The organism is Stenotrophomonas sp. (assembly GCF_032066555.1).
GTDB lineage: Bacteria > Pseudomonadota > Gammaproteobacteria > Xanthomonadales > Xanthomonadaceae > Stenotrophomonas.
The window spans coordinates 399,478-417,771 of record NZ_DAMBKV010000001.1; the positions used below are offsets into that span (position 1 = coordinate 399,478).

An 18,294-nucleotide genomic window follows, 5' to 3' on the forward strand; every position below is an offset into this window, starting at 1 on the left:
TCCTGGATCTCAGGCGTCGTTGGCTTCGTGGGGGGCAGCGGCTGCGGCGTGGTCGTGGCCAAGCTCGTATTCGGCGTCGTAGTCCCACAGGCTGCCATCGGGACGGGCCGGGCCGCAGGAAATGGAGATCGCCCCCTGATCGGCAGGACCGACGATGCGGCGGTTCATCGCGAACAGGTTGCGGCCCATGTCCGAGCCGGCCGGCGCGGTGTTGGCGGCAACGCCGCGCGCAGCCCATTCGTCGGCATCGACCAGTACTTCCAGCGTGCCGGCTTCACCGTTCAGGCGAATGAGGTCGCCTTCGCGGATGCGTGCGATCGGGCCGCCGCGTGCTGCTTCGGGGGTGACGTGGATGGCGGCGGGGATCTTGCCGGAGGCGCCCGACAGGCGGCCATCGGTGACCAGTGCAACACGACGCCCCTGGTTCTGCAGCAGGCCCAGCAACGGCGCCAGCGAATGCAGTTCCGGCATGCCGTTGGAGCGTGGGCCCTGGTAGCGCACCACGGCGACGAAGTCCTGCGGCAGCGCGCCGGCAGCGTGTAGCTTGTTCAGGATCTGCGGCGCATCGACGACCACGGCCGGCGCCTCGATGGTGCGGTACTGCGGCTTCACTGCCGACAGCTTTATCAGCGAGCGGCCGATATTGCCGCGCAGCAGGCGCAGGCCGCCCTGGGCCTCGAACGGATTGGAGGCGGGGCGCACCACCTCCTCGTCACCGCTGACCTCAGCGGCGGGCACGTAACTGACCTTGCCGTCGGTGAGGCGCGGCTCCTGGGCGAAGGCGCGCATGCCGCCTTCTGCAATCGTGGTCGCATCGGCATGCATCAGGCCGGCGTCCATCAGTTCGCGGAACACGAAACCCGGGCCACCGGCAGCGGCAAAGCGGTTCACGTCGGCTTCGCCGTTCGGGTAGACGCGGGCCAACAGCGGCACGATCTGCGAGAGCTCGTCCATGTCGTCCCAGGTGAGCACGATGCCTGCGGCACGGGCGACGGCGATCCAGTGGATGGTGTGGTTGGTCGAGCCGCCGGTGGCCATCAAGGCGACCACGGCGTTGACGATGGCGCGTTCGTCGATCAGATGGCCAAACGGGCGGAAATCATTGCCCAGTGCACTGATTTCCAGTGCGCGTGCAGTGGCGGCGCGGGTGAGGGCGTCGCGCAGCGGCAGTTCCGGGTTGACGAACGAGGCGCCCGGCAGCTGCACGCCCATCGCTTCCAGCAGCACCTGGTTGGAGTTGGCGGTGCCATAGAAGGTGCAGGTGCCCGGCGCGTGGTACGAGGCGGATTCGGCTTCCAGCAGTTCTTCGCGGCTGGCTTCGCCGGCGGCGTAGCGCTCGCGGACTTCGGCTTTCTTCTTGTTCGGGATGCCCGGTGTCATCGGTCCGGCCGGCACGAACACCGCCGGCAGGTGACCAAAGGCGAGGGCGCCGATCAACAGGCCGGGCACGATCTTGTCGCAGACGCCCAGATAGATGGTGGCGTCGAACATGTCGTGGCTGAGGCCAATTGCCGTTGCCTGTGCAATCACGTCGCGCGAGAACAGCGACAGCTCCATGCCACCACGGCCCTGGGTGACGCCGTCGCACATCGCCGGTACCGCGCCGGCAACTTGGGCGGTAGCGCCGAGCTCGCGTGCGGCATTGCGGATCAACTCCGGGTAATGCTCGAACGGCTGGTGCGCCGACAGCATGTCGTTGTACGAGGTGATGATGCCGAGGTTGGGCGTCACGTCACCGCGCAGGCGGTCCTTGTCGGTCGGGCCGCAGGCGGCAAAGGCATGGGCCAGGTTACCGCAGCTCAGGCGTGCGCGGAACGGACCTTCGCGCAGCGCGGCATCAATCCCGGCCAGATAAGCCGCGCGCGACGGGGCGCTGCGCTGGCGGATGCGATCGGTGATGGCTTGGATTTTAGGATGCATGGCTTTATGGCTGGGAATGGGGGGAGGTTGCTGGTAGTGCTCGGACGATGGGTTTGCGGTCGGATCAGGCCGCTGGTGATGGGGAACAACCTGGGCTATCCATTCCCAATTCCCGAGTCCGCATTCGCCGGGTCACGGTGCCCAATGCACGCGCAGCTTGTTGCCGGGCGCATTGATTGCGGCAAGGATCGGGTAGGCAAGGACATCGCCGGAGGCGAGCGCGGCGTTGAGCACATCGAGCTTCTGCTTGCCACGTAGCAGCAGCAGGCGCTGGTTGACCGAAGCCAGGCCATGCGGGGTCAGGGTGATACGCAGTGGCCAATGCTTGGCGACGGGACAGCCGGTCGCATCCAAAGCAGCATAGGGATGTTTGCTCTGCAGTGCCTGTGCTAGGTCCGCCGAGCCGGGAAACAGCGACGCGGTATGACCGTCATTGCCCATGCCCAGCACCACCAGGCAAGCCGGCTGCGAATGGGTGGCAAGCAGATTGGCGGTATGCACGCACTCGGCGATGGGCAGGCCAACGCGCACCAGCGGGTCGAAATGCGCGCCTTCGGCATGGCGCAGGAAGCTGTCGCGCACCAGCCAGGCGTTGCTGTCCTTGTCCTGCGGGGAGAGCCAGCGCTCATCGGCCAGGCCCACCTCGACCCGTGCCCATTCCAGGCCCTGGTCGGACAAGGTTTCGTAGATGGGAGCCGGGGTGGTGCCGCCGGACAGCAACATGCGGGCGCGCCCGCGTTGCGCGATTTCCGCGCTCAACAGCGCTGCCATTTCCTTGGCGACACTTTCGGTCCAGGCCTCTTCGTCAGCGTGGCGGACAAGTGTGATGCGGTCGGAAACAGCGGCGTTCATGCGGACACTCCTGGGGTTGCGCGCTGCATGTCCAGCGCATAAGCGGCGGCACCCAGCAGCCCGGGGCAGGGGTGGATGATGGCCATCGAGGGGATCTGCGACATCGTCGCGGCGAACCGGCCCTTGCTCTCAAAGCGTTGGCGGAAGCCGGAATGCTGCAGCTGCTGCAACAGGCGCGGAACCAGTCCGCCGGTGAGAAACACGCCGTCCCAGGCGCCTTGCACCAGTACTGCGTCACCGGCGACGGCGCCGAAAATTTCAAGAAACACTTCAACCGCACGGCTTGCCAATGCATCGCCGTCGGCAGCGCGGGCACTGACGTCGGCCGGCTGCAGCAGGCCCGGGTCGGTGCCGGCGATCTCGCAGATCGCACGATGGATATTGACCAGGCCGGGGCCGCAGACCAGGCGCTCGTTGGAGACACGGCCGAACTGTGCCGAGAGGATCTCCAGGATGCGGATCTGCTCGGGGGAGTTCGGCGCAAAACTGGCATGGCCGCCTTCGGTGGCCAGTGGGTAGTTGCGACCATCGCGTACCACCAGACCGCCAACCCCAAGGCCGGTGCCGGGGCCAAGCACGCAGTAGTTGCGTGATTCGCCTTCGGCGGCGGGTTGCCAACCGGCACCGCCAACCTGCACCACATCGTCAACGCCGAGCAGGGCGATCGACATGGCCTGGGCGACGAAGTCGTTGATCAGGTGCAGCTGCCCGAAGCCGAGCTGCTCGGCAGTACGCGCACGCGAGATGACCCACGGGTGATTGGTGATGCGCGCTTCGTCTCCATCCACGCGGCCAGCGACCGCGAACACGCCGCTGGTGGCGCTCGCACCACGCTGCTGCAGGTAATGCGCGGCGGCATCGGCCAGTGACGCGAACTGCGCCACCGGATACTCGTCGATGCTGCCCTGATCCAGCGGCGTGGTGGCGGAACGGTCGGCCAAGGCGAAGCGCGCGTTGGTGCCACCAATATCCGCTACCAGTATCAGGTCAGCGCTGGGGCTCACAGCCCCTGCTCCGGACCGGCGTCGGCGGCGATGGATTCGGGTAGGAAATCCTGCGCCAGCTGCGGGCCCCAGCCACCGGCGGGGTAGGGCTGCATCGGCAGGTCGGCAGCCTTCCAGGCGTCGCTGACGCTGTCGATCCAGGCCCAGGCCGCGCGTACTTCGTCATCGCGCACAAACAGGGCGTGGTTGCCGTTGAACGCATCCAGGAACAGGCGTTCGTAGGCGATGCGACGGTGCAGGCCGGTGGGAACCGACAGTTCCAGCTCCAGCGGCTGCAGTTCCAGTGCGCCCCATTCCGGGCCGGCCAGCGAGCTCATCAGGCCGAGCTGGATGTTCTCCTGCGGCTGCAACTGGAAGGTCAGGCGGTTGGGGGTTGCGTTCTTGCGGTCGGGGCGCTCGAACAACCAATGCGTTACCGGCTTGAGGTTGACCTCGATGCGGGTCGTGCGCTCGGGCAGGCGCTTGCCGGTAACCAGATGGAAGGGCACACCGGCCCAGCGCCAGTTGTCGATATGTGCGGTGACGCCGACAAAGGTTTCCGCTTCACTGCCTTCCGGCGGCTGGTAGGCCTGCGCGGGCTGGCCGTTGATGGTGCCGGCGGTGTAGCGACCGCGCACGCTGTCCTTGGCCGCGTGCTTGGCGTCGAGCGGTCGCAGGGCGCGCAGCACCTTCACCTTCTCGTCGCGGATGCGATCGGCTTCCAGCGATGCCGGCGGCTCCATCGCGACCAGGCACAGCAGCTGCAGGATATGGCTCTGCACCATGTCGCGCAGGGCGCCGGAACGTGAGTAATAGGAGTCGCGGCCATCCACGCCGTCGCTCTCGGCGACGAGGATGTGCACCGAGGCGATGTAGTTACGGTTCCACACCGCTTCCAGCAAGGTGTTGCCGAAGCGCAGTGCCATCAGGTTCTGCACCGCCGCCTTGCCCAGGTAGTGATCCAGGCGGAACACGCGGTCTTCGTCGATCAGCTGGCCGATGGACTGCAGGATCTCCTCGGCACTGTCGCTGTCCGAGCCGATCGGCTTCTCCAGCATCAGGCGGTTGGGTGCAGCCAGCGCGCCGCCCAGTGCCAGGCCTTCGCAGGTGGAGATGTACAGGCCCGGCGGGATCGCCAGATAACTCACGCACTTGCGGTGCACCAGGTCCTTGACCGCCTCGGCGACCGATTCGGCATTGCGCAGGTCCACCGAGCGATAGTCGATGCGGTTGAGCAGGTTGCCGATGTCCTCCTGGCTGGCATGGGGCATCGCGGCTTCCAGCCGTGGGCGCAGGATGTCGCGGAACTTCTCGGTGTCATGCGGCGACAAGGCCAGCGCACGGACGCGGAAATCTTCAGGAAGTAGGCCGTCGCCAAGCAGGCGTAGCAGGGACGGGAACAGATAACGCTGGGCCAGATCGCCTGTGGCACCGAACAGGAAGAGGGTGTCGTGCATTGCGCGAGTTTCGGGTGCGGATGACATCGTTGTCAATTGTTCGTCTTCAAGGCCTGCGCCGCGATGGGGACGTCCGCGTCCATCGGCGCGAGGGGGCGGGCGTGGGCAACCTGGGCTTGTGCAATGCAGCATGCCAAGAAGGCGGAAGCGGGTCCGTGCAGCGGAGCGCAGGTGCCATGTAAGAGCGACTGCGATGGTGCCATATGAATATGCTTACCGTGCACAATGTTTCGGATGTATACGATTGCAGGAAACTGTTCTCTTGCTGTAACGCAAGTGTTCTGCAGCGCCAGGTTTCGACTCGCGACGAGGTAGTGATGGCCAAGGTTCAATTCGACAGTGTGCGCAAGGTGTATGACAACGGTCAGGTGGCCGTGGCCGGCGCCAGTTTCGACATCGCCGATGGTGAGTTGATGGTGCTGGTGGGGCCATCGGGCTGTGGCAAGTCCACACTGCTGCGAATGGTGGCGGGGCTGGAGGAGATCACGGCCGGTAGCCTGCGCATCGGCGAGCGGGTGGTGAATGACGTCGCGCCGAAGGATCGGGACATCGCGATGGTGTTCCAGAACTACGCGCTCTACCCGCATATGACTGTTGCAGAGAACCTGGGCTTCGGCTTGAAGCTGCGTGGGCATGACAAGGCCGAGGTGCAGCGTCGTGTACAGGATGCCGCCGATTCGCTAGGCCTGACATCGATGCTGGACAAACTGCCGCGCGCGATGTCAGGTGGTCAGCGCCAGCGCGTTGCACTTGGCCGTGCGCTGGTACGCGAGCCGGAGGTGTTCCTGCTGGACGAACCGCTATCCAATCTGGATGCGAAACTGCGTCATTCGGTGCGCACCGAGATCGCGCAACTGCATCGCAAGCTCGGTACCACGATGATCTATGTCACCCATGACCAGGTCGAGGCGATGACGCTGGGGCAGCGCATCGTCGTGCTCAACGAGGGCGTGATCCAGCAGATAGACACGCCGATGGCGCTGTATGACAGGCCGGTCAATCTGTTTGTTGCGGGTTTTCTCGGGAGCCCCGCGATGAACATGTTGCGTGGGCAGGTGCAACGCAATGCCGCGGGTGCTGCGGTGCTGCGGCTGGACGAGGGCGGCGAAGTGGCGTTGGGCGCTGTCGCGCTGGGCGCGGAGTGGATTGGCAAGCCGTTGGTTGTAGGCGTGCGGCCTGAGCATCTGCAGCCGGGCAGTGGTGCGGCGGCATTCAAGGCGCGCATCGAAGGGTTGGAGCCGGTAGGCAACGAGATTTTCGTCAATCTGCGCTATGGCGAGCAGGCGCTGGTCATGCGGGTGCCGCCGCAGCAGCTGCCGCAGGTTGGGCAGGAGATCGCAGTTGAGGTGAGCGCACCGAAGCTGCATTTTTTTGAAGTGGCCAGTGGCAATCGCATCGAAGCCGGAACCTGACCGGTAGTGCCGAGCCATGCTCGGCAGGGGCTCTGCCGGGAATGCCATGTAGTGCCGAGCCATGCTCGGCAGGGGCTCTACCGGGAATGCCATGTAGTGCCGAACCATGCTCGGCAGGGGCTCTACCGGAAATGCCATGTAGTGCCGAGCCATGCTCGGTAGAGGCTCTACCGGGAATGCCATGTAGTGCCGAGCCATGCTCGGCAGAGGCTCTACCGGAAATGCCCTGTAGTGCCGAGCCATGCTCGGTAGAGGCTCTACCGGTAAAGCCTCAGCCGAGCATGGCTCGGCACTACAGGGTCTCAGCGGGCCAGGCCTTCCAGCAGCGGCTGGATGCTGGCGGCCTCGCCATTGACCAGAAGCTGCCCTTCCGGCAATTCCAGGGGCAGTACAGCCAGTGCAAGCGGGCCAGCCACGCTTGCAATGGTGCCGATGTTGCTTTCGCCATGTTGGACCGCGGCACCAGAATTTGCGAATGATGCGCATTCCAGTAGTGCCAGCGAGCGTTTGGCCTTGCCCAGGAAGTGGGTGCGGGCAACGATTTCCTGGCCGGGATAGCAGCCTTTCTTGACGCTATAGGCGTTCAGTCGGTCCAGTCCGAGCTGTTGCGGCGTCCACTGCTCGCGCTGGGCATCATCCAGGCGCGGCAGGCCGAAACGCAGGTCGGACTGGCGCCAGGCCAATTCAGCCGTGTCGTCGACGGCAGCGGCCACGCTGCTGATCTGCAGGGTGCGTGGAACCTCCGCACTACCCACATCCAGCTCGATGACCGCATCGGCCAGCTGCGCCAATTGCGCGCCATGCGCCGCGGCGGGCACATCCAGCGCCGCGTTCACTGCCAGCGCGCTGGCATGGCTGATGACGACCTTGCGGCGGAATACAAAACGTCGCAACTGCTCGGCCATGGCCTCGGCACCGCCGTCGTGGCAGATCAGCAGCAGGGTCTGTGCGTCCACCCGTAGCAGCTGAAAGATAGACAGCACGCGGCCTTTGGCGGTCAGCCAGGCGCTCCATTGCCAGTGACCGTCGGCCAGCGAGGGCACGTCATTGGCGAACTGAGCTTGGGCGAAAGCGACCGCATCGGCTCCCGCAAGGCTCACGATCTGAGCCTTGGAAAGTGTGCGGAAACCGGTGAAAGCAGGGGCGAGGTTGTCAGACACGTGACTGAGGACTAAAATTTGTGCGTTGCGAGACCACTAATGATAGGCCAAACAACCCCCACTCCCGAGCCCGAAGCTGAAGCCCCGTTGGTCCCCGCGAAGCAGCCGCTTCCCGAGGTGACTCCGGTGCCCCAGGAAATAGGCGGCCGCGGCGGACTTGATCCGGTGCGGTATGGCGATTGGGAGAAAAACGGGCGCTGCATCGATTTCTGAGCAGCGTTGAGCCAACGCGGCATTGAGCCGCCCAGCCGAGATACGAGTCAGCGAATGGCGAACAGACCCCGCCCCCTTTCTCCGCACCTGCAGGTGTATCGCTGGCAGATCCAGATGGCCACCTCGATCCTGCATCGAGTAACCGGCATCATTCTGACTGTCGGTTCCCTGATCATCGCAGGCGGCTTGTTCGCCCTGATGATGGGCCCTGAGTCCTGGAACTGCTTCACCACCCATGCCGGTGCCTGGTACGGCAAGGTGATCCTGTTCGGTTGGAGCTGGTGCTTCGCCTACCACCTGTGCAATGGCATTCGTCATATCGTGCAGGACTTCGCCATCGGCTACGCCAAGGCCACCTTCATTCGCAGCAGCTGGATGTCGGTGATCGCCTCGCTGGTGCTGACCGCGCTGATCTGGGCCTACGTCTGCATGGGAGCTGGCGCATGAGCAAGTACCGTACCCCGTTGAAGAACGCGCGTGGGCTTGGCAGCGCCAAGTCCGGCACCGAGCACTTCGTTCACCAGCGCCTGACTGCAACCGCCCTGGTCGCACTGACCATCTGGTTCCTGTGCCTGGTGCTGAGCCTGATGGGTGCCGATTACGTTACCGCTGTGGAAACCATTTCCAAGCCGTGGAACGCGATCCTGCTGGGCGGCTTCCTGGTCGCCATGTTCTGGCACGCCCAGCTTGGCCTGCAGGTGGTCCTGGAGGACTACATCCACAACTCGCTGATGGCCCTGGCCTTGCAGACCACGGTCAAGTTCGTCGCCGTGCTCGGCGCCATCGTCAGCATCTTTGCGGTCGCCCGCATCGCGTTTGGGAACTGATACATGTCCGCTTACAACATTACTGAACACAAGGTCGACATGGTCGTCGTCGGCGCCGGTGGCGCTGGCCTGCGTGCAACGTTTGGCCTGGCACAGAAGGGCCTGCAGACCGTCTGCATCACCAAGGTCTTCCCGACCCGCTCGCACACCGTGGCAGCGCAGGGCGGTATTTCCGCCGCGCTGGCCAACATGGGCGAGGACGATTGGCGCTACCACTTCTACGACACCATCAAGGGCTCGGACTGGCTGGGCGACCAGGACGCCATCGAGTACATGTGCCGTGAGGCCATCCCGGCCATCATCGAGCTGGAACACTACGGCGTTCCGTTCTCGCGTACCGAAGAAGGCAAGATCTACCAGCGTCCGTTCGGTGGCATGACCACCAAGTACGGTGAAGGCCCGTCCGCGCAGCGTACCTGCGCTGCCGCCGACCGTACCGGCCACGCCATCCTGCACACCCTGTACCAGCAGTCGCTGGCGCACAACGCGCAGTTCATGATCGAGTACTTCGCACTCGACCTGATTTTCGACGACGAAGGCGTCTGCCGCGGCGTGCTCGCCCTGGACATGGCCGAAGGCACCCTGCACCTGTTCCGTTCGCAGGGTGTGGTGCTGGCAACCGGCGGCTACGGCCGTGCCTACTTCAGCGCCACCTCGGCGCACACCTGTACCGGTGACGGCGGCGGCCTGGTGGCCCGTGCCGGCCTGCCGCTGCAGGACATGGAATTCGTGCAGTTCCACCCGACCGGCATCTATGGCGCCGGCTGCCTGATCACCGAAGGTGTGCGAGGCGAGGGCGGCATCCTGCGCAACAGCAGTGGCGAGCGCTTCATGGAGCGCTACGCACCGCATTACAAGGATCTGGCATCGCGTGACGTGGTGTCGCGTTCGATGACCATCGAAATCCGCGAAGGCCGCGGCGTCGGCGAGCACAAGGATCACATCCTGCTCGACCTGACCCACCTGGGCCCGGGCGTGATCGACGAGAAGCTGCCGGGTATCGCCGAAAGCGCGCGCATCTTTGCGGGCGTGGACGTGCACAAGCAGCCGATCCCGGTCATCCCGACCGTCCACTACAACATGGGCGGCATCCCGACCAACTACCACGGTGAAGTGGTGCGCAAGGTCGGCGACAACCCCGATGCGGTGGTGCCGGGCCTGTACGCCATCGGCGAAGCGGCCTGCGTGTCCGTGCACGGTGCAAACCGTCTGGGTTCCAACTCGCTGCTCGACCTGGTGGTGTTCGGTCGCGCCGTGGCCAACCGCTGCGCCGAGACGATCAAGCCGGGTGCGCCGCACAAGACCCTGCCGTCCGACGCCTGCGACAAGGCGCTGGGCCTGCTGGACAAGCTGCGTCATGCCAATGGCGATACGCCGACCTCGGTCATCCGTGACCGCATGCAGCGCACCATGCAGAACGATGCAGCGGTGTTCCGCACCAGCAAGTCGCTGGAAGAAGGCTGCCAGAAGATGGCCGAAGTGTTCGACTCGTTCCAGGATGTCAAGGTTTCCGACCGCTCGCTGGTCTGGAACTCGGACCTGATCGAAACCTACGAGCTGAACAACCTGCTGCTCAACGCGGTGGCGACCATCAACTCGGCCGAGCAGCGCAAGGAAAGCCGTGGCGCCCACGCGCACGAGGACTACCCGGACCGCGACGACGTCAACTGGCAGAAGCACACGCTGGTCACTGTCGACGACAAGGGCAAGTGCAGCTTCGATTACCGCCCGGTGCACATGTACACGCTCAGCGATGACGTGTCCGTGGTGCCGCCGAAGCCGCGCGTCTACTGATCCGGGGAACTTACGAACATGGCTGAATTTGCACTCCCGAAGAACTCCCGGTTGACCAAGGGCAAGCACTTCCCCGCCAAGAGCGGTGCGAAGAACACGCGTACCTTCAAGATCTACCGCTGGAGCCCCGACGACAACCAGAATCCGCGCACCGACACCTACGAGATCGATCTCGATGCGTGCGGCCCGATGGTTCTGGACGCGCTGATCAAGATCAAGAACGAGATTGATCCGACCCTGACCTTCCGTCGTTCCTGCCGCGAGGGCATCTGCGGTTCGTGCGCGATGAACATCGACGGCACCAACACCCTGGCCTGCACCCGCGCCATCGCCGATTGCGGCAAGGCCGAGGTGCCGATCTACCCGCTGCCGCACATGGACGTGGTCAAGGACCTGGTTCCGGACCTGACCCACTTCTACGCGCAGTACGCCTCGATCAAGCCGTGGATCCGCACCCAGACCCCGGCACCGGCAGACCGCGAACGCCTGCAGTCGCCGGACGACCGCAAGAAGCTGGACGGCCTATACGAGTGCATCCTGTGCGCCTGCTGCTCGACCAGCTGCCCGAGCTACTGGTGGAACGGCGAGCGTTACCTGGGCCCGGCGATCCTGCTGCAGGCCTATCGCTGGATCATCGATTCGCGCGATGAAGACACCGGCGCACGCCTGGACGATCTGGAAGATCCGTTCAAACTGTACCGCTGCCACACCATCATGAACTGCGCACGCACTTGCCCGAAGGGCCTGAACCCGGCACTGGCAATTGCCGAGATCAAGAAGCTGATGATGGCGCGCCGCGCTTGATGCGGGCTTGCCCCGGCGCAAGCTGGGGTTCCAGCTCTTGATGTGCAGTTGTTCTCCCTTCTCCCGCGTGCGGGAGAAGGTGCCCCGAAGGGGCGGATGAGGGGAGCTTTTGACGCTGCCTTTGTTGAATGTTGAGTGGCGGTCTGGATGAATTCCTCCAGGAGCTGCCCTCACCCCAACCCCTCTCCCGTAAACGGGAGAGGGGCTTGAGCTCAGAGCCATGCAGACCGAAGACGAAATCCTGTTGAAGAAGCTGCGCTGGCGCTGCCGGCGCGGCATGCGTGAGCTTGATCAGCTGTTCGGCCGTTATCTTGACCGCCGCTGGCTGGATGCACCTGCCGCCGAACGCGAGGTTTTCCTGCAGTTGCTGGAGACCGAAGACGATAAGTTGTGGCGCTGGTCCATGGGCTACGAGGCCTGTCCGGATGCGTCGCAGGCAGCGCTCATCAGTTACATCCGCTCCCTTCCGGTATGAGTGGCGCCCGTCGCGCTGGTTGACCGGCGCGTTGTCAGGCCTGGCGGCGCTCGCCGCCGTTTCCCTGTTGAACTGTGATCTGCCGCCCGCGCTGGCCTGGCCGTCGGCCGCGTGCGTGTTCGCTGTGGGGCTGATGCAGGCGCGGACGGAGTCGCGCAGGCCCGGATGCAAACTGCTGATACCGTCGCCGCCGGCAGTGCCCAGCGTCGATGGAATGCCGATGGAGCGGGTCGAGTTGCTGGAGCGGGGGCCGCTGCTGGTGTTGCGCTGGCGATCGGGCCGGCGGTGCCGGCAGCTGCTGTTCTGGCCGGATACCTTGCCGCGTGCGCGGCGACGTGAACTGCGACTGGCCGTAAAGGCACATGGCGTTTCCCGCCAGCCGCCGGGAGTGGCACCATAGCTGCCAGTTCACGGGCAGACACGCATGTTCAAACCCTTACCTGTCGCAATCGGATTGCGCTATCTGCGCGCCAAGCGCCGCAACGGCTTCATTTCCTTCATCTCCATGGCGTCCATCCTCGGCATCGCGCTCGGGGTGATGGTGCTGATCACCACGTTGGCGGTGATGAGTGGCTTCCAGAAGGAGATCCGCGACCGCCTGCTGCAGATGTCGGCCCATGCCACGGTCAGCGCCGACGGCGAGCCGATGGCCAATTGGCAGCACGCCATCGACGTGGCGACCAAGGATCCGCGCGTGGCCGGTGCCGCGCCGTATATCGAGATCCAGGGCATGTTGAGCGGCCTGCGGGTGCAGGGCGCGATCATCCAGGGCGTTGACCCGGCGCAGGAATCCAAGGTCTCGGTGCTGGCCGAGAAGATGACCAAGGGCAAGCTGGACAGCCTGCAGCCCGGCGAATTCAACATGGTGGTCGGCAAGGAGCTGGCGATCTGGTTGGGCGTGGATGTCGGCGACAGTGTCGTGGCGACGCTGGCCGAGGTGCAGGGCACGCCGATGGGCGCCATGCCGCGGGTCAAGCGCTTCAAGGTCAGCGGCATCTTCGAGGCCGGCTCCAATGAAGTCGACCGCGGCGTCGCCTTCACCAACATGCAGGACATGGAGCGGGTGCTGCGCATGGACGGTGTTACCGGCGTGCGCCTGAAAATGCACGACATGGACCAGGCCTATACCGTGGCCCGCGATCTGGCGGTCAACCTGAACGGTTACTACCGGGTGAGTGACTGGACGCAGGAGAACGCAAATCTCTACCACTCGCTGCGCATGGAAAAGACGGTGATGGGCATCCTGCTGTCGCTGATCGTAGCGATGGGCGCATTCAACCTGGTGTCCTCGCAGGTGATGCTGGTCACCGACAAGCAGGCTGATATCGCCATCCTGCGTACCCTGGGCCTGACGCCGGGCGGAGTGATGCAGGTGTTCATGGTGCAGGGCACCTTGATCGGTGTGTTCGGCACCATTGTCGGCGTGATCAGCGGCATCACCTTGACCCTCAATCTGGAACGCATCCTTGGCCTGATCGAGAGCATCTTCAACATCAAGCTGCTGCCGGAAGATGTGTACTACATCACCGGCCTGCCGACCGACATGCAGACCGGCGACATCGTGGTGATCACCGTGGTGGCGCTGCTGATGAGCTTTGCCGCGACCCTGTACCCGGCGTGGCGCGCAGCCCGCACCCAGCCGGCGGAGGCGCTGCGCTATGAATGAGAACGCATTGATGGAATCGGTAATCCGCGCCGAGGGACTGGGCAAGACCTACGCCGAAGGCAAGATGCACACGCCGGTGTTCGACGGCCTGGATTTGAACGTGGCCGCGGGCGAAACCGTGGCCATCGTGGGCGCCTCGGGCGCAGGCAAGAGCACCTTGCTGCACCTGTTGGGCGGCTTGGATATTCCCACTGCCGGCGAGGTCTATGTCGCCGGTCAGCGGATGTCGGCGCTGTCTGATGCCGCGCGCGGCAAGCTGCGCAACAGCTCACTGGGCTTCGTCTACCAGTTTCATCACCTGCTGCCGGAATTCACCGCGCTTGAGAATGTGATGATTCCGGTGATGCTGGGAGGCAGTGACCCGGCCGGTGCCAGCGTCCGCGCCAAGGCGCTGCTGGAATCGGTTGGGCTGGGCCACCGCCTGGATCACAAGCCGGGCGAGCTGTCCGGAGGCGAACGTCAACGTACCGCGGTCGCGCGTGCCCTGGTCAACCAGCCAGGCTGCGTGCTTGGCGACGAGCCCACCGGCAATCTGGACGACAAGACCGCCGCGACCGTGTTCGATCTGATGCTTGAGTTGAACCGCGTCCACCGCACCAGCCTGGTTCTGGTCACTCATGACCGCAGTCTGGCGCGCAAGCTGGACCGTGTGTTGGAGTTGCGCCAGGGGCGGTTGCATGAACTGGCCAGCAGTGGGGTCTAGGCGGTATTTGGCGGATGTAGTCCCCTGATCGCCAAGGGACTACCATGCTCTGGTTGGTGCTTGCGGTCATGGAACCAGGTTGTTTCCTTCAAAGAGGATTGCTGCCATGAAGAAAGTACTTGTTGCGACGTTGCTTGCCGTTGTTCTTGGCGGGTGTGCGACCACCGGCAAATTGACCAGCGCCGAGCGCCTTGAGCTGTATCGCGCGCATGCTGGTGAGCCGGTCAACAGCTTCCGGTATTTCGGCTCGCTCAACGGCTGGACCGAGCTCGGTGATAGCGCGTTGGCGGTATGGACACGCCCGAATGAAGCCTGGCTGTTGAATCTGAGCGGGCCGTGTACGGACCTGTCGTTTTCGCCGGCGATCACCGTGACCAATATGTTGGGGCAGGTGTCGGCACGGTTTGACCGCGTCATCGTGCATGGTGCCGGGCCGATGGCCCATGTGCCATGCCGGATCGAAAGCATCCAGCCGCTGGACGTGAAGGCCTTGCGCTCCTCTGAAAAGGAGCTGCGTGAAGCCAAGATTTCCGAGCGTGCCGCAGATCAGGGCCGCGAAACGAATTGAAGCCCCCCTGTGGTGCCGAGCCATGCTCGGCAGGGGCCTTCATGCACGGATCAACCGCCGCCGGTAAAGCCCTTGCCGAGCATGGCTCGGCACTACAGGGGCGCGGGGAATGCCCCTGCCGAGCATGGCTCGGCACTACAGGGGTCCGGCTTTATTCCGCTTCCGGCGCGACGTAGCCGGCCGGCTTTTCCGCGCCGCCGGCGAACAGATACTTCACCAGCTCTTCCTCGAGGAAGGCGCGGTGCTTGGGGTCGCGCGGCGACAGCCTGTTCTCGTTGATCAGCATGGTCTGGTGCGCCAGCCATGCGGCCCAGGCCTGCTTGCCGATGTTGGCGAAAATGCGCTGGCCCAGTTCGCCCGGATAGGGCACGAAATCCAGACCCTCGGTTTCGCGTTGTTCGTATTGGCAGAAGACGGAGCGGGGCATGGTGGGGTCCTGTCGAATCAATGCGCCGGATGACGATCCAGCAGTTTGCGGATGGGGGCGGGAAGGCCGAGTGCGGCCAGTTCGTCACGCGCTACCCAGCGTAGATCGGCATTGTCACCGACCTTGGACTTGAGTGCGACCTTGCGCAGGTGCAGTGGCTGCAGATGCAGGCGGTAGTGGCTGAAGGTGTGCACGATCAGCGGCAGCTCGTCGGCGTTGTCGTAATCGCCCTTCACCGTGGCGCCAAACCATTCGCGTAGTTCGGTGTCGGTCTCGGCCTGCGGCAAGGTCCACAGCGAGGCCCATATGCCGGTGGGAGGGCGCTTGAGCAACAGGATGCGGCCTTGTGCATCTTCCAGCAGCAGCGCACTGGCCTCGCGTTCGGGTAGCACCTTGCTGGGTTTGGGGGTTGGCAGTGCATCGACCAGACCCTGCGCATGCGCGGCGCAACTGTTCTGCAGCGGGCACAGGATGCAGGCGGGCTTTGCCCGCGTGCACAGGGTGGCGCCGAAGTCCATTTGCGCCTGGGTGTAGTCGGCCATGCGCCCGGCCGGTACCTGTGCGACATGGGCCTGGGCCTGCGCCCACAGTTGTTTCTCGATGGCGGGCAGGCCGGGAAAGCCGCTGATGCCGTGATAGCGCGTCAAGACGCGCTTGACGTTGCCATCGAGGATCGCGAACGGGTCGTTCCAGGCCTGGCTGAGGATGGCGCCGGCGGTGCTGCGGCCAATGCCGGGCAGGGCAAGCAGGGCATCGAAATCGCGCGGCAGTTCGCCGCCATGCAGCTCGACGCATTGTCTGGCTGCGGCATGCAGGTTGCGCGCGCGCGCGTAGTAGCCCAGGCCGGCCCAATGCGCCATCAACGTATCGTTGTCGGTAGCGGCAAGGTCGGCCAGCGTCGGGAAGGACTGCACGAAGCGCTGGAAGTACGGGATGACCGTGGCGACCTGGGTCTGCTGCAACATGATTTCCGACAGCCACACCCGGTAGGGCGAGCGCGGATGCTGCCAGGGCAGATCGTGGCGGCCGTGCTGGTCGAACCAGGTCAGGAGTTGGCTGGGGAAGTTGGGCATGGGCTCGCGAAGGCTTGCGATTGCGCGTTTCCCTTCTCTCGCTTGCGGGAGAAGGTGCCCCGAAAGGGGCGGATGAGGGGAGCTTTTGATTCTGCTTGTAGAGCTTGCCCTCACCCCAACCCCTCTCCCGTAAACGGGAGAGGGGCTTCAGATCAAGCGCCCAGCGCTTGCGGCAGCAGCGCGTCGACGAAGGCTTCCGGATCAAACACGCGCAGGTCTTCCGGGCGCTCGCCGATGCCGGCGAAGCGGATCGGGATGCCGAACTCGCGGGCCAGTGCGAATACCACGCCGCCCTTGGCGGTGCCGTCCAGCTTGGTGACCACCAGGCCGGTTACACCTGCAGCGGCGTGGAACTGGCGCAGCTGCGAGAGCGCGTTCTGGCCGGTGGTGCCGTCGATCACCATCAGCACTTCATGCGGCGCGGTCTCGTCGATCTTGCCCAGCACGCGGCGGATCTTGCTCAGCTCGTTCATCAGGCCGGTCTGGGTGTGCAGGCGGCCGGCGGTGTCGGCGATCAGCACGCTGGTGCCGCGCGCCTTGCCGGCCTGCAGGGCATCAAAGGCGACCGATGCGGCATCGGCGTTCTGGCCCTGGGCGACCACGGCCACACCGTTGCGCTCGCCCCAGATCTGCAGCTGGGCGACGGCGGCGGCGCGGAAGGTATCACCGGCGGCCAGCATCAGGCTATGGCCCTGGTCCTTGAAGCGCTTGGCCAGCTTGCCGATGGTGGTGGTCTTGCCGACGCCGTTGACGCCGACGGTAAGGATCACGAATGGTTTTGCATTGGTGTCGATGACCAGCGGCTTGGCGACCGGCTGCAGTAGTGCGATCAGGTCGGCACGCAGTGCCGCCAGCAAGGCGTTGGCGTCGGCGAACTCGCGCGACTTCATCCGCTTGCGCAGGTTTTCCACCAGCGCGGTGGTGGCCGGCACACCGACGTCGGCGGTGATCAGGGCGGTTTCAATCTCGTCGAGCAGGTCGTCGTCGAGCTTGGGGTTGCGCGAGAACAGGCCGCCGAAGCTGCGCGCGAAGCTGCTGTTGCGCAGGCGGTCGCGCCAGCCGAGCTTGCCGGCCGGGGCAGCAGGTGCGGCGTTGGCTGGAATCAGCGCTGCGTCGGAGTCGTTGGCGTTGCTGATCTCGGCCACAACGGGTGCGGGTGCGGGTGCTGCAGGTGCAGGTGTCGGGGCGGCAAGGGCGACGACGACAGGTTCGACAATCGCAGGCGAGATTGCAGGCGAGGGTGATTCGGCGGCAATGGGGGCTGCGGCCGGCATCGCTGCGGCGACAGGCGCGGCTTCGACTTCGACTTCGACAGCCTGCTCAGGCGTGGCTACGGGTGCGGCGGCAACTTCAGTTGCCGGTGCTGCCACGGGTACTTCGGCCGGCGACGGTTCTGCTGGCAGGGGGGCCTGTGCCGAGGGTGCTTGTGGGAAGGCGGCGGCCAGTTCCTCGGGGCTCAGCGTGGACGGCTTGGCGGACTGTTGGGCGTCGTCGGTCTTTTTGCGGCGGAAAAAGCTGAACATGGAGGAAAAAGGCCTGAAATCAGATGTCTATGTTACCACCGGCGGTCACTTGGCCGGCATGAGGCTAGCGCAAGGGCAGTTGATTGAAGCCCCTCTCCCGTTCACGGGAGAGGGGTTGGGGTGAGGGCGGCTTTGGGCTTCAGCGGGAAAGCTTCTGCCGAGCATGGCTCGGCACTACGGGCCGTTGTTGATTGAAGCCCCTCTCCCGTTCACGGGAGAAGGGTTGGGGGGAGGGCAGCTTTGTGGCTTTAGCGGGAAAGCTTTTGCCGAGCATGGCTCGGCACTACAGGAATTGCCGGGAAAGCTTTTGCCGAGCATGGCTCGGCACTACAGGAATTGCCGGGAAAGCCTCTGCCGAGCATGGCTCGGCACTACAGGAGTTGCCGGGAAAGCCCCTGCCGAGCATGGCTCGGCACTACAGGGCAGCCCTCCCTTCG

The 18,294-nt window shown here is 64.7% G+C and carries 19 protein-coding genes; 11 read left to right on the plus strand and 8 right to left on the minus strand.

The genetic code is table 11. The annotated features are described in order from the left end of the window. Positions 1-9: 9 nt before the first annotated feature. From edd to zwf, 4 genes are all read right to left on the minus strand, one after another. Positions 10-1,920 carry a phosphogluconate dehydratase gene (gene edd / locus RT131_RS01830; protein ID WP_313169727.1) on the minus strand — a complete coding sequence of 637 codons (1,911 nt, stop codon included), beginning with the start codon at positions 1,918-1,920 and terminating at the stop codon, positions 10-12. Between the two features lie 132 nt (positions 1,921-2,052). Further along, entirely contained in the window at positions 2,053-2,772 is a 720-nt protein-coding gene (pgl, locus tag RT131_RS01835) for a 6-phosphogluconolactonase (protein WP_313169729.1), read from the minus strand. Next, positions 2,769-3,776 carry a glucokinase gene (glk, locus tag RT131_RS01840; protein WP_313169730.1) on the minus strand — a complete coding sequence of 336 codons (1,008 nt, stop codon included), beginning with the start codon at positions 3,774-3,776 and terminating at the stop codon, positions 2,769-2,771. The genes pgl and glk overlap by 4 nt, the downstream gene beginning before the upstream one ends. Then, positions 3,773-5,212 (minus strand): glucose-6-phosphate dehydrogenase, encoded by a 1,440-nt coding sequence (zwf, locus tag RT131_RS01845; RefSeq protein ID WP_313169731.1) that lies wholly within the window; start codon positions 5,210-5,212, stop codon positions 3,773-3,775. The genes glk and zwf overlap by 4 nt, the downstream gene beginning before the upstream one ends. Positions 5,213-5,529: 317 nt before the next feature. On the opposite strand from zwf, the gene ugpC reads away from it, so the two are divergent. Then, positions 5,530-6,624 (plus strand): sn-glycerol-3-phosphate ABC transporter ATP-binding protein UgpC, encoded by a 1,095-nt coding sequence (gene ugpC / locus RT131_RS01850; RefSeq protein ID WP_313169733.1) that lies wholly within the window; start codon positions 5,530-5,532, stop codon positions 6,622-6,624. Between the two features lie 302 nt (positions 6,625-6,926). Here the strand turns inward: ugpC and RT131_RS01855 are convergent, their stop codons facing one another. Next, complete coding sequence (locus tag RT131_RS01855) at positions 6,927-7,784, minus strand: folate-binding protein (protein WP_313169734.1); 858 nt, start codon at positions 7,782-7,784, stop codon at positions 6,927-6,929. A 39-nt stretch (positions 7,785-7,823) separates the two neighbouring features. Here RT131_RS01855 and RT131_RS01860 point away from each other — a divergent pair, with 39 nt between their 5' ends. The 10 genes from RT131_RS01860 to RT131_RS01905 all read left to right on the plus strand — a co-directional run bounded on the left by RT131_RS01860 (position 7,824) and on the right by RT131_RS01905 (position 14,834). Then, complete coding sequence (locus RT131_RS01860) at positions 7,824-7,997, plus strand: DUF1674 domain-containing protein (RefSeq protein ID WP_313169736.1); 174 nt, start codon at positions 7,824-7,826, stop codon at positions 7,995-7,997. A 54-nt stretch (positions 7,998-8,051) separates the two neighbouring features. Further along, complete coding sequence (gene sdhC, locus RT131_RS01865) at positions 8,052-8,444, plus strand: succinate dehydrogenase, cytochrome b556 subunit (RefSeq protein ID WP_313169738.1); 393 nt, start codon at positions 8,052-8,054, stop codon at positions 8,442-8,444. Then, the gene (gene sdhD, locus RT131_RS01870) at positions 8,441-8,824 is read left to right on the plus strand and encodes a succinate dehydrogenase, hydrophobic membrane anchor protein (protein WP_303746727.1); all 384 of its coding nucleotides are present in this window, start codon (positions 8,441-8,443) and stop codon (positions 8,822-8,824) included. The genes sdhC and sdhD overlap by 4 nt, the downstream gene beginning before the upstream one ends. Positions 8,825-8,827: 3 nt before the next feature. Continuing rightward, positions 8,828-10,618, plus strand: a complete 1,791-nt coding sequence (gene sdhA, locus RT131_RS01875) for a succinate dehydrogenase flavoprotein subunit (protein WP_313169742.1) — start codon at positions 8,828-8,830, stop codon at positions 10,616-10,618. An 18-nt stretch (positions 10,619-10,636) separates the two neighbouring features. Further along, entirely contained in the window at positions 10,637-11,422 is a 786-nt protein-coding gene (locus RT131_RS01880) for a succinate dehydrogenase iron-sulfur subunit (RefSeq protein WP_313169744.1), read from the plus strand. A 220-nt stretch (positions 11,423-11,642) separates the two neighbouring features. Next, a complete protein-coding gene (locus tag RT131_RS01885) occupies positions 11,643-11,897 on the plus strand; it encodes a succinate dehydrogenase assembly factor 2 (protein WP_313169746.1) in 255 nt (84 codons plus the stop codon). 19 nt (positions 11,898-11,916) lie between these two features. Beyond that, positions 11,917-12,297, plus strand: coding sequence for a hypothetical protein (locus tag RT131_RS01890; RefSeq protein ID WP_313169748.1), 381 nt, complete (start codon positions 11,917-11,919; stop codon positions 12,295-12,297). Between the two features lie 24 nt (positions 12,298-12,321). Continuing rightward, the gene (locus RT131_RS01895) at positions 12,322-13,563 is read left to right on the plus strand and encodes a lipoprotein-releasing ABC transporter permease subunit (RefSeq protein WP_313169750.1); all 1,242 of its coding nucleotides are present in this window, start codon (positions 12,322-12,324) and stop codon (positions 13,561-13,563) included. Continuing rightward, positions 13,556-14,266 (plus strand): lipoprotein-releasing ABC transporter ATP-binding protein LolD, encoded by a 711-nt coding sequence (gene lolD / locus RT131_RS01900; RefSeq protein WP_313169752.1) that lies wholly within the window; start codon positions 13,556-13,558, stop codon positions 14,264-14,266. The genes RT131_RS01895 and lolD overlap by 8 nt, the downstream gene beginning before the upstream one ends. A gap of 106 nt (positions 14,267-14,372) precedes the next feature. After that, the gene (locus tag RT131_RS01905) at positions 14,373-14,834 is read left to right on the plus strand and encodes a DUF6491 family protein (protein WP_313169754.1); all 462 of its coding nucleotides are present in this window, start codon (positions 14,373-14,375) and stop codon (positions 14,832-14,834) included. 151 nt (positions 14,835-14,985) lie between these two features. On the opposite strand, the gene RT131_RS01910 is transcribed toward RT131_RS01905, so the two are convergent. The 3 genes from RT131_RS01910 to ftsY all read right to left on the minus strand — a co-directional run bounded on the left by RT131_RS01910 (position 14,986) and on the right by ftsY (position 17,857). Further along, a complete protein-coding gene (locus RT131_RS01910; RefSeq protein WP_312369868.1) occupies positions 14,986-15,261 on the minus strand; it encodes an oxidative damage protection protein in 276 nt (91 codons plus the stop codon). A 17-nt stretch (positions 15,262-15,278) separates the two neighbouring features. After that, positions 15,279-16,334, minus strand: a complete 1,056-nt coding sequence (gene mutY / locus RT131_RS01915; protein ID WP_313169756.1) for an A/G-specific adenine glycosylase — start codon at positions 16,332-16,334, stop codon at positions 15,279-15,281. Positions 16,335-16,486: 152 nt separating this feature from the next. Further along, positions 16,487-17,857: a signal recognition particle-docking protein FtsY gene (gene ftsY, locus RT131_RS01920; RefSeq protein WP_313169758.1), complete on the minus strand. Its 1,371-nt coding sequence runs from the start codon at positions 17,855-17,857 to the stop codon at positions 16,487-16,489. Positions 17,858-18,294 lie beyond the last annotated feature (437 nt).

Coding starts and splice junctions, on each gene's coding strand:
- sdhA (WP_313169742.1), top strand. CDS start 8,828: ATGTCCGCTTACAACATTACTGAACACAAGGTCGACATGGTCGTCGTC.
- zwf (WP_313169731.1), bottom strand. CDS start 5,212: ATGCACGACACCCTCTTCCTGTTCGGTGCCACAGGCGATCTGGCCCAG.
- mutY (WP_313169756.1), bottom strand. CDS start 16,334: ATGCCCAACTTCCCCAGCCAACTCCTGACCTGGTTCGACCAGCACGGC.
- RT131_RS01910 (WP_312369868.1), bottom strand. CDS start 15,261: ATGCCCCGCTCCGTCTTCTGCCAATACGAACAACGCGAAACCGAGGGT.
- lolD (WP_313169752.1), top strand. CDS start 13,556: ATGAATGAGAACGCATTGATGGAATCGGTAATCCGCGCCGAGGGACTG.
- edd (WP_313169727.1), bottom strand. CDS start 1,920: ATGCATCCTAAAATCCAAGCCATCACCGATCGCATCCGCCAGCGCAGC.
- pgl (WP_313169729.1), bottom strand. CDS start 2,772: ATGAACGCCGCTGTTTCCGACCGCATCACACTTGTCCGCCACGCTGAC.
- RT131_RS01905 (WP_313169754.1), top strand. CDS start 14,373: ATGAAGAAAGTACTTGTTGCGACGTTGCTTGCCGTTGTTCTTGGCGGG.
- ugpC (WP_313169733.1), top strand. CDS start 5,530: ATGGCCAAGGTTCAATTCGACAGTGTGCGCAAGGTGTATGACAACGGT.
- RT131_RS01880 (WP_313169744.1), top strand. CDS start 10,637: ATGGCTGAATTTGCACTCCCGAAGAACTCCCGGTTGACCAAGGGCAAG.
- RT131_RS01895 (WP_313169750.1), top strand. CDS start 12,322: ATGTTCAAACCCTTACCTGTCGCAATCGGATTGCGCTATCTGCGCGCC.
- ftsY (WP_313169758.1), bottom strand. CDS start 17,857: ATGTTCAGCTTTTTCCGCCGCAAAAAGACCGACGACGCCCAACAGTCC.
- sdhC (WP_313169738.1), top strand. CDS start 8,052: ATGGCGAACAGACCCCGCCCCCTTTCTCCGCACCTGCAGGTGTATCGC.
- RT131_RS01885 (WP_313169746.1), top strand. CDS start 11,643: ATGCAGACCGAAGACGAAATCCTGTTGAAGAAGCTGCGCTGGCGCTGC.
- sdhD (WP_303746727.1), top strand. CDS start 8,441: ATGAGCAAGTACCGTACCCCGTTGAAGAACGCGCGTGGGCTTGGCAGC.
- RT131_RS01860 (WP_313169736.1), top strand. CDS start 7,824: ATGATAGGCCAAACAACCCCCACTCCCGAGCCCGAAGCTGAAGCCCCG.